The following is a 13,697-nucleotide window of genomic DNA, read 5'->3' on the forward strand; positions in this document are numbered from 1 at the left end:
TCACCCCTTAAAGTTCCCTATCCTATTTTTCAAATCTCAATATGCGTTAACTTTCCTTTGCATTGGCCACAAACGTACTTTTGAGTATTAACTTTACGCTGTCGATAGATAAACTGTGAACAACCTTGACATTGATAAAGGATTCTTTTCTTTACTGGTTTAGCATTCTCGTTTAATGATTTTACAAATCTCGAACCACCGACTTCTGCTAATAACCATTTAAATTCTTTGTCCTTATGTTGAAAGCCTTTGCCCAATAAATGCAGATGATAATGGCAAAGTTCATGCTTGATCACTCCTAAAAATTCACCTGTTCCAAAGGTTTCAAGAATTTTAGGATTAAAATCTAGATTATGGGAATTTAAATGGTAACGTCCCCCTGTTGTACGCAAACGATTATTAAATACTGCTTGATGCTGAAAAGGCAGCCCAAAGCAATCACGTGATATCTTTTCCACTAATACCTGTAGTTCGTCTTGATTCATATATATTCTTCCTTTTAATTAAATCTTAGTTTTCACTTTTCCAATAGTTTCTTTATGCTTTATTTTACAAGTTTGCAAGCTGTTCTACAAATGTAAACCATCACGAAAAAGGAATTGAGAAAAAAACCCAACCCCTTTCTATGTTTGAACGATTATACTAAAATATCTCTATTTTTATTCTTTTGGTTTCAACATCGTTAGAGCAATTCGTCCCTTTTTCAGATCCACGTTATCGACCCAAACAGTTACAACATCTCCGACTGAAACAACATTTGTTGGATGTTGGACATACCCTTTGCTTAGTTTAGAAATGTGGACCATCCCGTCTTGTTTAACTCCTATGTCTACGAAGGCGCCAAAATCAACAACATTTCTGACAGTACCTTCTAATTCCATACCTGGTATTAGATCTTCCATGCTTAAGACATCTGTGCGCAACAATGGTGCAGCTAATTCATCACGTAAGTCACGGCCAGGTTTTGACAAAGCTTGCACCATATCTTTTACCGTTTCCTTACCTAGACCAACTTGATCAGTTAATACTGCTAGATCTATTTTTTCTAGAACTTTTTTGGCTTCCATACTACCTACATCTGACAAAGCTAATCCTGCTAATTCAATAATTTGTTTTGCTTCTTTATAAGTTTCAGGATGAATTCCAGTGTTATCTAATACATTTTTCCCACCGATGATGCGTAAGAACCCAACTGCTTGTTCATAAGCTTTTGGACCTAAGCGAGAAACTTTTTTCAATTGAGCACGACTCTCAAATCGGCCATTTTCTTCACGATAAGCCACTACATTCGTTGCGGTCGTTTTATTTAATCCTGCTACGTGTTGCAATAAAGGTGCACTGGCAGTATTTACATTTACTCCAACTTGGTTAACGGCCGTTTCTACTACAAAATCAAGTCGTTCCTCTAATTTTTTTTGAGAAACATCATGCTGATATTGACCCACACCAACTGATTTAGGATCGATTTTAACAAGCTCAGCTAATGGATCTTGCAAACGACGTGCGATACTAACGGCACTTCTTTGTTCAACTTGCAAATCAGGAAATTCTTCTCGAGCTGTTTTACTGGCTGAATAGACCGATGCACCTGCTTCGTTTACAATAACATAGAAAACTTGTCGTCCCATTTCCTTTAAGTTTTCAGCAACAAATGTTTCAGATTCACGACTAGCGGTCCCATTTCCAATTGCAATCATTTCAACTTGGTAAAACTCAACTAATTCTTTGAATTTAACAGCTGCTTCAGCACGTGCGTTTACACCTGCCGGCTTATGCGGATAAATCACATCGATCGATAATACTTTACCTGTAGGATCAATAACAGCTAACTTACACCCTGTGCGGTATGCTGGATCCAAACCTAATAAAATTTTACCTTTTAGCGGTGCTTGCAATAGTAAATTGCGTAAATTTTCGCCAAAGATATGAATGGCTTGTTCTCCTGCTGTTTCAGTTAATTCAGCACGGATCTCACGTTCGATCGATGGTCCGATAAATCGCTTATAACTATCTTCGTAAGCTGCCTTTATAAGCGGTGCAGCTGTTGATTTTGGCTGCTTGATCAATTGTTTTTCTAAATACTCATGGATTTTATTTTCATCTAAAACAAAAGAAATTTTCAGAATATCTTCTTTTTCGCCACGATTCATAGCTAAAACACGATGTGAAGCTACTTTTGACAACGGTTCACTGTAGTCATAATACATTTCAAAGGTTCCTTTTTCATCTTTTTCTACTTTTTTAACTTTAGCTGTAATAGCTCCATTTTTAGCACTATACTCACGGATCCAAGTCCGATATCTAGGTTCATCTCCGATTTGTTCCGCCAGAATTTCGTGTGCTCCAGTTAATGCATCCTCACTTGTTGCAACTTTATTCTCTTTATTGATATACTTTTCTGCTTCAGCTTGTACATTGTCGTTTGGAAAAGACAACAGCCATTCTGCTAATGGTTCTAAACCACTTTCTTTTGCAATCGTTGCTTTTGTACGACGTTTTTGTTTAAATGGACGATACAAATCTTCCACTAGCTGCATTTTTGCTGCCTTTTTTATTTCTTCTTCAAGTTCTGGAGTCAATTTTCCTTGTTCTTCAATCGTTCTTAAAACATCATTTTTTCTTTTTTCTAAATTCGTTAAGTAATTATGACGTTCTTCTATTTCGCGTATTTGGACTTCATCCAAAGTCCCTGTCATTTCTTTGCGGTATCGGGCTATAAAAGGGACAGTGTTGCCTTCAGCTAGTAAGTCTAAGACCGTTGTTAATTGCTTTTTAGAATAGCTTTTCAATTCGTTTTTTAGTAAATCTAATACAATCGATTCATTTGTTTCAGTCATGTAGTTCTCCCTCTCTTGTTCCACTTTGCTTAGCTATTTTACCATAAATATAGCGGGCTATCCAAATCACTCTCATATGCATAGGAGGATTTTATCTTTTCAAAAAAAAGTACGCAAAAAGGTTTTACCCTTTTTGCGTACTTTTTACTTTTCTGGCAATTGAAATACCACTATCGCTTTACTGATTTCTGCTGTTGGATCTTTGGTCAGCCAATGTTTAGATCCACCTAAACAAGCGCAGATGTAATTTACTCGGTTGTCCACTAAAGTTTTCCTATAATGGACATGTCCCATAATACTGTAAGCGATCGGATATGTTTGATACAGCTTTTCATATGAAGAACTTCCTAGAAAAGCATTAAAATAGTCATAAATTTTATGTGGCAAAGAAACGACGAATTTTGGATGAGTAACCACATGCGTCATTAAGATGATCTTTCGTTTCCCAACTGACTGAAGATCTGATTCTATCTTATCCAGCATCCATTGAGCAGTCTCCCTATTTTCTTCTCCCCAATGAACATAACGCTTGTCTTGCCATGTCCCAAATCTTAATGTCATTTCATTAAATTCTGCTTGTGTATATTTAGTTTGATCTCCGTAGCCATGGTCATACCATCCAGCATTTCCAACAATGGCCCACTCATCATTTACTATATACGGTTTATTTAACAAACTATTCGTTTGGTTTTTGAAAAATCGGTAGATTTTTTTCGTATCTGTTTCTCCATTTTTTAACGACCAAAAGTCATGATTCCCTGGGACAAATAAAACTGGAATACCGCTTTTATTTGTCACTTCATCTAGAAACTGTTGTGATACTAAATAATCACTGCTGATATCGCCAGCAATCAGCATCAAATCGATCTGCTGCTGACTGATTTGTTTACTAACAATTTCTGAAAACGTTTCTTCTCCAGTTAGTTTTTTCTGATTGGTATCAATATGCAAATCTGATAATACACCAATTTTCATAAACCTCTCCCTTATAACTTTATACTAGCTGATTTTTATTCTTCTATCAGGCCTTGCTCCGTTAAAAATTGTTGGGCAACTTCACTTGTGCTCTTTCCCTCAACATTTACAGCATAATTCATTTCCCGCATCTCTGCATCAGTAATTTCACCAGATAATTGGTTTAAAATACGATCTAATTCTGGGAAATCTGCCAACGTTTCAGTCAGCATTAAAGGAGCTCCTTGATAAGGTGGAAATAAGCCGCGATCATCCTCTAAAACAACTAGATCATATTGAGCAAGTTCACTGTCTGTTGAATAAGCGTCAACTAAGTTAATATCCCCTGTTTCAATAGCTGTGTAGCGCAGTTTTGGTTCCATTGTTTGAACATCCCCAAAAGTTAGTCCATATAACTCTTGAATTCCCAAATACCCATCTTGACGATCAGAAAATTCTAATGTAAAGCCGGCTTTAATTTCGTTTGCGATCGGAATCAAATCAGAAATAGTTTCAAGTTGATATTTTTCTGCTAGTTCTGAAGTAACTGCAAGCGTATAAGTATTATTAAAGGCCATCGGTTCCAACAAGGACATATCATACTGCTTCGCCAAACCTTCCTTAGCTTGTTGATAAACAGCTTGTTCATCTGTTGAAGCCACTTCTTCATTTAAAAAAGTTGCCAAAATCGTTCCAGTATATTCCGTATAAATATCGATATCTCCTGATTCTAATGCGTTGAATACAAAAGTTGTTTTTCCCATATTCGGCTGCAGCGTGACGGCTACATCTGTTTCTTCTTCAATCAAGTATTTATACATATTCATAATAATTTCAGGTTCTGCACCTAATTTACCAGCAATGACCAATTCTTCTTTGTCTTTAGTCAATAAAGGTACAATTAGTAAACTTAAAATAATAACACTAAGAATACCCAATGTGACCACTGTTTTCTTGAAAGAGATTTTTTCAAACAAGCTCAAAAGGTAATCAAATAAGATGGCTAGTAATGCTGCTGGAATCGCTCCTAATAAAATCAAATAATTATTTCCGCGATCGATCCCTAATAGAATAAGACTTCCTAGTCCACCGGCTCCAATTAAAGCTGCGATAGTACCAGTTCCGATGATCAGCACCATGGCATTACGGATCCCAGCCATGATGATCGGCATAGCAATCGGGATCTGTACTTTAATCAGTTTCTTGAATCGATTCATTCCCATTGCGTCTGCCGCTTCATTTAACGATGGATCAACTTCCATTATTCCAGTATATGCATTTCTTAAAATAGGCAACAGGGCATAAATCACCAATGCTATAATAGCTGGTAAAGTTCCTATTCCTACTAAAGGTATCATCAATCCTAAAAGAGCAAGTGAAGGGATAGTTTGGAAAATAGAGGTGATTTGTATCATAACGGTTGCCATTTTTTTATGTCTAGTTAAGTAGATTGCTAGCGGAATAGCTATAACGACCGCTATAAACAATGAAACAAATGATAATTGCATATGTTCAATCAGTGCTGTCACTAATTCACCTTTACGTTCTTGAAAGGTAGCGATAAATTCATTCATCCTATAGCACCACTCTTTCTTTTTCAACATGAATTTCTTGAGCTAAATAATTGAGCAGCTGTTGCTTTGTGATCTTGCCTATCCTATTGCCTTCTTTTTCTTTGATGATAACAAACTCTTCCTTAGCTAAAGCAACAACTAATGTATCAACTGTATCTTCCGTTGTCAAATAAGATCCTATTTCTTCAACTGCTTCAACGATTTCTAACTTTCCGGTGGTAAGGATCTGTTGGATCGTTGGGGTGTTTTTAAAATCACTGATCCCTGTTTGTAAAAATTTACGGACAAAATCATTTTTAGGGTTTTTTTGAATTTCACTTGGTGTTCCTATTTGTTCTATTTTTCCTTTATTCATCAAACAGATACGGTCTCCCAAAGCTAATGCCTCTTGAATATCATGTGTTACAAAGACGACTGTCTTATTCAATTTTTTTTGCAACTTAGCTACATCATTTTGTAAATTACGTTTGCTGATTGGGTCTAACGCACTAAATGGCTCATCCATTAGAATGATATCCGGATTAGCAGCTAAGGCTCTGATCACACCGATTCTCTGCTGCTCTCCACCTGAAAGTTCAGACGGTTTCCGGTTTCGGTATGTTTCTGGATCCAGTCCAACATTATCAAGCAGCTCTGTCACTCTATTTTGGATATCTTCTTTAGACCATTTTTTCATTTCTGGTACGATCATAATATTTTCTTCAACCGTCATATTTGGGAACAAAGCGATTTGCTGCAATACATATCCAATGTTCCATCGTAATTCTTGCAAGTTATAATCGCTGATCGGTTTTTCATTTATTCGGATAAAACCTGACGTTAATGGAATCAGGCGATTGATCATTTTAAGCGTTGTCGTTTTCCCACTTCCACTTGGTCCAATGATCACAAAAAATTCCCCATCTTCTATTTCCAAATTGATATTTGACACAACCGGTTTACCTTTTTCATATTCTTTAGAAACATTTTCAAAAAGTATCATTTCATCTCTCCTTCAATTTTCCTTTTTAGCTGCTTTCATCTATACTCTTCCATCCCAAACAAATCCTGCGTTGTCTATTTTGACATCTTTGACTAGTTCTTGTTTATTGAATGAAACACCATGAAGGGCTCCTCCATACACAGCCCCCCCATCTATACCGATTTTATGATCTTCTATCCATAAATCAGTTGTTTGGTTGTCTCCATATAAAGCAGGCGTAATGGTATGACCAAATACAATTGTCTTTCCTGTATTATTTTTTTCTTTATGAAAGGACTCACGGATCCAAACATAATCATAATCAGCTGTTTGGCGCCAGTCTCTTTTAGTTAAATCAACGCCAGCATGAACAAATAAAAAATCTCCCCATTCGTAGTACAGAGGCAATGTTTCAAGGAACGGTTGCAGCGTTGGATAACGACTAGTCAAAATCATCACAATTTCAGTAGGTGAGTATTCATCGTCTAAACTAGGATGCAAGAAAGTTTCAAGAGTTTTCATACCACCGTTTAGACAATAAACGCCATAATTTTTTTCTGGTTGGTTCATAAACGCCAACAACATCGCTTCATGATTGCCCTTTAAATAGATTGCTCCTTTTTGTTCTACCAACATCTTTGCCAATAAAAAACAATCTTTTGGATTTTCGCCGCGATCGCCTAAATCACCGATCAAAAGAAGCTGCTGTGTTTCTTCATTCCAATGAGTCAACATTTTTTTAAACATTGAAATTTGTCCATGAACATCTCCGATTGCAAATAATTCTTTTTTCATCATTCAACACCTCTTTGAACTTTTTATTATTATACCAGTTGATCAATGAATTTTATAAAATAATGATTTTATACTTCAGTTTACAAGACGTTAATCTAGACTATAAAAATCAGAATCATTATAATTAGTAAAACGTTTACTATTGCTAATGATAATATAGAAAGGAAGTATCAAACCATGAATTGGAAAAAAGGAATCGGAATTGTCATCGCTATTGCCATCATCGCTTTTATTTTTTATAGTGTTGTAAATTCTAACACTGAGGAAGAAGCGATCACTGTGCAAACTGCGAAAGTATCGCAAGAGACGATCAAAGAAACATTAAGTACAACTGGAATAATTGAATCTACTCAAACACAAGCTATTTTTGGTCAAGGACTTATTCAAGATGTGCCTGTAAGCGTAGGAGATGCCATTGAAGAAGGCGATAATCTTATTTCTTATAGTGATGGAACAAATCGGACAGCTGATTTTAATGGAACAGTCACGATCGTTAATGCAAAAAACGGTCAAATCGATTTAAGCAGTCAAAATGGTGAGCCAGCTGTTGCGATTGCTGACTTGAGCGATTTACAAGTTACGATCAATTTAAGTAAATCAGATGCAGCTCTTATTGAAGAAGGGCAAGTTGCCTTCTTAATGACTGGCGATAATTCATTTAATGGTACTGTATCGCATATTGATCCTACAGCTTCCACTGTGACAAGTCCGACCAGTACATCTATGGTTTTAAAGTCTATTGTTTCTTTTGATACACCGCCCGAAGACCTATTTGTTGGTTTCGATATTGATGTAGATGTTACAACGAACACTGCAGACAATGTTTTGGCTATTCCAATCGAAGCTCTATTATATGATGAAGACAATAAACCATATGTTTATGTTGTTGAAAATGAAAAAGCAATAACTACACCGATAGAATCTGGTATCCAATCCGCTACACACGTAGAAGTAACAGATGGTCTAACGTTGGAAGACACGATCATCTTATCTCCAGATGATACGATCAGTGACGGCACCATGGTAACTAGTGAATAGAAAGGAGCTCAAACATGATCAGTATAAAAAATATCGTTAAAACTTATACTACTGGTGACGAAACATTAGTTGCATTAGATAATGTTTCCCTAGAAATAATGGCTGGCGAGTTTACTGCAATAATGGGCCCAAGCGGGTCAGGAAAATCGACGTTAATGAATATTTTAGGGCTATTAGATCGTTTTGATTCAGGCACTTATATACTCAACGGTCAAAACGTAAGTGATTTAGATGATAAAGAGAGTGCCAAAATTCGCAACAAAGAGATTGGCTTTATTTTCCAATCCTTTAATTTGATGCCTCGTATGTCTGTTTTAGAAAATGTTGAATTACCTTTAGTATACGCAGGTGTGAAATCTAAAGAAAGAAAAGAACGAGCTCTAAAAGCTTTAGAACGGGTCGGTTTAAGCGATCGCGTCAAACATAAACCAAACGAAATTTCGGGTGGTCAAAAACAGCGAGTGGCTATTGCCCGAGCAATCGTAAATAACCCTTCTGTATTAATGGCAGATGAACCCACCGGAAACCTAGATTCCAAGACAACTGTCGACATTATGCGTATTTTTCAAGAGTTAAATGCTGAAGGAACAACAATTCTGATGATCACCCATGAATCCGAAGTATCTTTATATACTAAACGGATCCTCACATTTAATGATGGTGCATTAGTGGATGATCAGCTTCAAAAATCAGTCTATAAAGGAGCTTTCGCATGACTATTCGTGAAAATTTCAAAATGGCCGTCGATAGTATCTTTTCAAACAAATTACGTTCTCTTTTGACTATGTTGGGTATCATTATAGGTATCGCAGCGGTTATCGCTATTTTATCAATAGGAAATGGTGCTACCTCAGAAATAACTAAAACGTTCAATGATTTTGGAGCTTCTACTATTTCATTATCTCTAAGCGACAATGCTTCGACTGATGCAACGATCACAGATGCAGACATCAACGCACTAAAAAAATCGATCCCTGAGATCACGCGTATTTCACCAGACAATACGGTCACTACAACCGTACAGTCAGATTTCGAAAGCCGCACAGCTGTAGCATTCAGCGGTACAACCGATTTGCAATATACTAATCGATCAATGGAAAGTACACTCATCTATGGACGCTACTTCAATCAAAATGATTACGATGATGCAAAAGAAGTGGTCGTGATTACTGAAGATACAGCTACAACTTTATTCAATGGGCGTCAAAATGTGATTGGTGAGGATATCCAGCTACTCAGCAATGCTGGAAACACCGTTAATTTAACCATTATTGGTATTGTAGAAGGGACCTTCAAAGAATTACAAGGCTCATTCGACTTGAGCCAAATGCCCTTATTTTTAGCCCTTCCTCTTACAACAATAGAAAAGTTAAACCCGACAGTGCACCTTATGAACAATTTGACGGTTCAAGTGACAGATAAGGATGCAATCGAATCGGTCTCTAATCGTATGGTACGACTATTAGAAACAAGACATGACACTGTAGGAGAAAACTTTTATACAGCAACTAACTTCTTACAAGCTCTTGATCAAGTAGATTCAGTTTTAGGTTTATTTGTTAACTTTATTGCTGCCGTCGCGGCGATTGCTTTATTGGTAGGCGGGATTGGCGTCATGAATATTATGCTGGTATCTGTAACCGAACGAACACGTGAGATTGGGACAAGAAAAGCTTTAGGCGCGACAACGACTACCATTCTTTTTCAATTCCTAATGGAAGCCGTCATCCTAACTCTGATTGGTGGGATTCTTGGTTTATTCCTGGGTATACTCCTTGCAAATGGAATATCTAGTGCTTTAAATATCGTCCCTACTATCACATTAGGATCTGTCGTCCTCGTTCTCCTCTTTTCTACTGCAGTAGGGATCTTTTTCGGTATTTATCCTGCTCGAAAAGCTGCAAAATTAGATCCAATAGAAGCTTTAAGATACGAATAATTTTAAAAAAGGTCTTTGAGTCTGCATTATTAGTCAAACGAAAACTTTTTTGATACTCATTAGATCAATAAACCTTCTTTATTAGTCAAATGAAGATATATGTGATGCTCATTTAATCAATATATTAAATTTATTAGTCAAAAAGAGCCTTATCTGGTACTTCTTTGATCAATAACCCTAAACAAAATCCCTTTTTATATTAATTACGTAATGAAAAAGGCTCAGTATCCAAATAAAAAGCGCACAAGAGTATTCTTGGACGCTTTTTATTTACTTTATTATTGCTTTAAATATCTGATTTTATAGCTGTTAAATCATCATTTAATATTTTAGCATCAAAGCTTTTAATTCTCTTTGATGAGATGATTCCAGCAATCATACTGCCATTTACATTTAACAATGTACGTCCCATATCAATAAGCGGTTCTACAGAAATAACCAACCCTACGATTGCTACTGGTAAATCTAATGCCCCTAGCACGATCAACGCAGCAAAGGTTGCTCCTCCACCAACACCAGCAACACCAAATGAACTGATTGTAACAACAGCTAAGATAGTAAGAATATAAGCAGGACTAAAAATATCTATTCCCACAGTAGGTGCTACGATAGCTGCCAGCATAGCTGGATAAATACCTGCACACCCATTTTGACCAATCGATAAGCCGAATGTTCCAGAGAAGTTTGCTGACGCTTGATCGACTCCTAAAGATTTTGTTTGTGTTTCAATATTCAACGGTAACGCACCTGCACTTGAACGAGAAGTAAAGGCAAAACTTAGTACCGTAAATGTCTTTTTAAGGTATTGAATGGGGTTAACTTTTACTCCAATCAATATCAACATGTGGATCAAAAACATAGCGATAAGTGCTGCGTATGAAGCAATAACAAACATACCTAAACTAAGCAAGGCATTAAAGTCACTTGTAGCAAGTGCCTTAGTCATTAAAGCAAAAATTCCGTAGGGTGTTAATCGCAATACTAAAGTAACAATGCGCATTACGATAGCATACAAACTTTCAATTATTTTAGCAAAAAACTCTCCTGCTTCTTGATCTTTACGGTGCACTCCTAAATAGGCTACTCCAACAAAAGCAGAGAAAATAACAACCGCGATTGTACTTGTCGAGCGTGAGTTTGATAAATCAGCGAAAAAGTTTACAGGGATAAATGCTATAATTTGTTCTGGAATACTTAAATCAGCGACTTGCTCTTGACTGATATTTAATTCCTCAATACGTGCCGTTTCAGCTGTACCTTGTACAAATTCTGCGCCATCTAAATTAAATACCATAACACTCAATATTCCAATCAATGCGGCAATAGCCGTTGTTCCTAAAAGTGTTGCTAATACTGTAAAACTTATTTTGCCGAGGTCTTTTGACCCTTCAATTTTTGTAAATGCTCCTACAATAGACACAAAAATTAGTGGCATGATCAACATTTGTAAGAATTTAACATAGCCATTTCCGACGATATTGATCCAATCGATCGATCCAGTAGTGACCTCACTGCCAGCTCCAAAGATAAGCTGTAATATAGCTCCAAACACAACACCTGATCCTAAAGCAATAAAAACACGTGTTGAAAATTTTATGTGTTTTTTTTGTAATTGCCAGAATCCAACAAGTACGGCAATGAATAATACCAACACCATACCAATATAAAGATTTGTCATAATGATCCTCCCTTTTTTGCTTCCTTAATCAAGTTAAGAAAACAGATCCATCATAAGATTAAAGGTCTCAAGTAGCCCAGTCCAAAGTAACTACCCTAAAAACGAGGAAATTCCTTGCATTTTCAGTGATTCTTAAAGTTTACTTTACTTTTGTAAGGAAATCAAGAAAAAACGCAAGAAAATAAAGTCTTCAAACTAATGATGGATAATTAGTTTGAAGACTTTATTTTTTATTATTTCAATTGTACTATTCAGATCATTGTTTGTTTTTTTCTAAGTCTTCAACGGGTTCAGTATTGATTAAAGGTTTTACAATACTTTTATTTTTTCTTTCTTTTTTATGGAAGAAAACGACTTCTAATAAAGGAACAATTATAGCTGCTGTAAATCCTCCTGAAAACCCATTGTTGTAAAGATTCATACCCGCATGTAAATAACTGATATTCGTTACGATAACCATATGCAAACCACCTGCAAAAATTCCAGCTATCACTCCATAGTGTCCGCTAATAGGTGCTAGAGTTGTCCCAAATAAAGCCGTAAGTAAAAAACCAGTACTTGATAATTCAGCTGATGTCAGCCAACCTACGATCAATACTCCTAACAGAATGGGGAAAACGTTTTTCACGTGCTTTCCATAGGCTCCAAATCCAACTACTGTAAATATTCCTCCAATAACTGGACCGTTTAATTCTCCCCTTACGATCAATACAAGCGTAGTCGTCAGACCACCTAACAAAGCCATATTTATCAAAGTTAATCCTAAACCATGATGCTCTATAAAATCTGAACCGCCTTTTCCGTCTTCTTTCAAAAAAGCAGCGTATCCGGAAAATGAACCCCCATTAAAATAAAGTCCCCCACTAAATAATAAAAAAAACAAACTATAGAGATAAATAGATAAAGGTTGGTTATAACCACTTGAGACTAAATTAACCGTGTCTACTTCTATTCCGTAAGCTCTAAAAATTGCAATAAAAGCCATACCAATAATTCCAGCAGTAAACCCAATATTATATAGACTGAACCCTTTATGAAAACTTACAAAATGACGTGATAACGGAGGCAAAATCAGACCAACAATAGCTCCAGCTATCCATCCTAAAAGAATTCCCGTAAAAAATGAGAATCCGCTGTTGAAAGCTACTTCACTTACTAATGGTCCTAAAGCGGTTCCATATAAAGCCGCTAGTAAATAATTTTTAAACGGAGTACGGGTCAGTTTAGCGTACAAAAATACTCCCAAAATAATTGGAATAGAATTAAATAAATTTTTACCAAACAAAGAAAATCCTGCTATCGTGAAAATAGCCGCAAATAATGGACCAGATAATGTTACTTTCGTTGAACGGATAATGAGAAGACTTTTTATGATCATCAATGCTGCATTGATAAATGCAGCACCAACATTTGTGATTTTAAAATAATCTGTTACTAGATTAGCCGGAGAAATGAGAATTTTAAGACTTCCATGCCAAATTTCTTCAAGTGTATTGAAGTATAGTGCTAATCCGACTAACGTAAAAGAGAAAAAAAGAGCAATCATATATTTTATTCTTTCCATTACTACTGGATTCTCATCCTGTAAAGGTAGGAACCATAATTTTCCCATAAGCATCAACCTCTTTTCTTTAAAAAGCTTAATTAGACTTTAAAACCTTTTTTTAGATAAAGCGAGTACTTGCTATTAGAGAAATAATAACACGAATTTTTAATTGACACAATTTAATTTAAACTAAAAATAGCTTTTTTGAGAAAAAGCACCCCTAAATATATGAGGCTGCTGAAAAAGTAGTTTTATCTAGCGGAGACTAACTTAATAGTAAACAAGAAAGCGGAAAAATGGGAGTGCCCATTTTTCCGCTTTCTTAGTTTAATCCATTTTAGTCCTCTTTGAGGTTTATTATTCAATTTTTTTTTT

At 36.0% G+C, this 13,697-nt stretch carries 11 protein-coding genes; 3 read left to right on the top strand and 8 right to left on the bottom strand.

Going from position 1 to position 13,697, the window contains the following annotated elements; genetic code table 11:
• Positions 1–29 precede the first annotated feature (29 nt).
• The 6 genes from J7E16_RS09290 to J7E16_RS09315 all read right to left on the bottom strand — a co-directional run bounded on the left by J7E16_RS09290 (position 30) and on the right by J7E16_RS09315 (position 7,121).
• Complete coding sequence (locus J7E16_RS09290; protein WP_214891084.1) at positions 30–485, bottom strand: SprT family protein; 456 nt, start codon at positions 483–485, stop codon at positions 30–32.
• Positions 486–659: 174 nt separating this feature from the next.
• Positions 660–2,837 (bottom strand): Tex family protein, encoded by a 2,178-nt coding sequence (locus J7E16_RS09295; protein WP_214891086.1) that lies wholly within the window; start codon positions 2,835–2,837, stop codon positions 660–662.
• Between the two features lie 144 nt (positions 2,838–2,981).
• Positions 2,982–3,812, bottom strand: coding sequence for a metallophosphoesterase (locus tag J7E16_RS09300; protein WP_214891088.1), 831 nt, complete (start codon positions 3,810–3,812; stop codon positions 2,982–2,984).
• Positions 3,813–3,847: 35 nt separating this feature from the next.
• Complete coding sequence (locus J7E16_RS09305) at positions 3,848–5,365, bottom strand: ABC transporter permease/substrate-binding protein (RefSeq protein WP_214891090.1); 1,518 nt, start codon at positions 5,363–5,365, stop codon at positions 3,848–3,850.
• A gap of 1 nt (position 5,366) precedes the next feature.
• The gene (locus J7E16_RS09310) at positions 5,367–6,347 is read right to left on the bottom strand and encodes an ABC transporter ATP-binding protein (protein WP_214891092.1); all 981 of its coding nucleotides are present in this window, start codon (positions 6,345–6,347) and stop codon (positions 5,367–5,369) included.
• A 39-nt stretch (positions 6,348–6,386) separates the two neighbouring features.
• Complete coding sequence (locus J7E16_RS09315; RefSeq protein ID WP_214891108.1) at positions 6,387–7,121, bottom strand: metallophosphoesterase; 735 nt, start codon at positions 7,119–7,121, stop codon at positions 6,387–6,389.
• 177 nt (positions 7,122–7,298) lie between these two features.
• On the opposite strand from J7E16_RS09315, the gene J7E16_RS09320 reads away from it, so the two are divergent.
• Genes J7E16_RS09320 through J7E16_RS09330 form a run of 3 tightly spaced genes read left to right on the top strand, consistent with a single transcriptional unit; the run spans position 7,299 to position 10,098 of the window.
• Positions 7,299–8,159 carry an efflux RND transporter periplasmic adaptor subunit gene (locus J7E16_RS09320; protein ID WP_214891094.1) on the top strand — a complete coding sequence of 287 codons (861 nt, stop codon included), beginning with the start codon at positions 7,299–7,301 and terminating at the stop codon, positions 8,157–8,159.
• Between the two features lie 14 nt (positions 8,160–8,173).
• Positions 8,174–8,875, top strand: coding sequence for an ABC transporter ATP-binding protein (locus tag J7E16_RS09325; RefSeq protein ID WP_214891096.1), 702 nt, complete (start codon positions 8,174–8,176; stop codon positions 8,873–8,875).
• The gene (locus J7E16_RS09330) at positions 8,872–10,098 is read left to right on the top strand and encodes an ABC transporter permease (protein ID WP_214891098.1); all 1,227 of its coding nucleotides are present in this window, start codon (positions 8,872–8,874) and stop codon (positions 10,096–10,098) included. The genes J7E16_RS09325 and J7E16_RS09330 overlap by 4 nt, the downstream gene beginning before the upstream one ends.
• Positions 10,099–10,384: 286 nt before the next feature.
• Here the strand turns inward: J7E16_RS09330 and J7E16_RS09335 are convergent, their stop codons facing one another.
• Together J7E16_RS09335 and J7E16_RS09340 are read right to left on the bottom strand one after the other, a co-directional pair.
• Positions 10,385–11,776 carry an L-cystine transporter gene (locus tag J7E16_RS09335; RefSeq protein ID WP_214891100.1) on the bottom strand — a complete coding sequence of 464 codons (1,392 nt, stop codon included), beginning with the start codon at positions 11,774–11,776 and terminating at the stop codon, positions 10,385–10,387.
• Positions 11,777–12,032: 256 nt separating this feature from the next.
• The gene (locus J7E16_RS09340) at positions 12,033–13,388 is read right to left on the bottom strand and encodes a DUF1576 domain-containing protein (protein ID WP_251006148.1); all 1,356 of its coding nucleotides are present in this window, start codon (positions 13,386–13,388) and stop codon (positions 12,033–12,035) included.
• Positions 13,389–13,697: the final 309 nt, after the last annotated feature.

It is taken from the genome of Carnobacterium sp. ISL-102, assembly GCF_018612935.1.
Lineage (GTDB): Bacteria > Bacillota > Bacilli > Lactobacillales > Carnobacteriaceae > Carnobacterium_B > Carnobacterium_B alterfunditum.

Bases quoted from the DNA above. Each gene is read 5' to 3' on its own strand.
- J7E16_RS09290 (WP_214891084.1), bottom strand. From the start codon at position 485: ATGAATCAAGACGAACTACAGGTATTAGTGGAAAAGATATCACGTGAT.
- J7E16_RS09295 (WP_214891086.1), bottom strand. From the start codon at position 2,837: ATGACTGAAACAAATGAATCGATTGTATTAGATTTACTAAAAAACGAA.
- J7E16_RS09300 (WP_214891088.1), bottom strand. From the start codon at position 3,812: ATGAAAATTGGTGTATTATCAGATTTGCATATTGATACCAATCAGAAA.
- J7E16_RS09305 (WP_214891090.1), bottom strand. From the start codon at position 5,365: ATGAATGAATTTATCGCTACCTTTCAAGAACGTAAAGGTGAATTAGTG.
- J7E16_RS09310 (WP_214891092.1), bottom strand. From the start codon at position 6,347: ATGATACTTTTTGAAAATGTTTCTAAAGAATATGAAAAAGGTAAACCG.
- J7E16_RS09315 (WP_214891108.1), bottom strand. From the start codon at position 7,121: ATGAAAAAAGAATTATTTGCAATCGGAGATGTTCATGGACAAATTTCA.
- J7E16_RS09320 (WP_214891094.1), top strand. From the start codon at position 7,299: ATGAATTGGAAAAAAGGAATCGGAATTGTCATCGCTATTGCCATCATC.
- J7E16_RS09325 (WP_214891096.1), top strand. From the start codon at position 8,174: ATGATCAGTATAAAAAATATCGTTAAAACTTATACTACTGGTGACGAA.
- J7E16_RS09330 (WP_214891098.1), top strand. From the start codon at position 8,872: ATGACTATTCGTGAAAATTTCAAAATGGCCGTCGATAGTATCTTTTCA.
- J7E16_RS09335 (WP_214891100.1), bottom strand. From the start codon at position 11,776: ATGACAAATCTTTATATTGGTATGGTGTTGGTATTATTCATTGCCGTA.
- J7E16_RS09340 (WP_251006148.1), bottom strand. From the start codon at position 13,388: ATGGGAAAATTATGGTTCCTACCTTTACAGGATGAGAATCCAGTAGTA.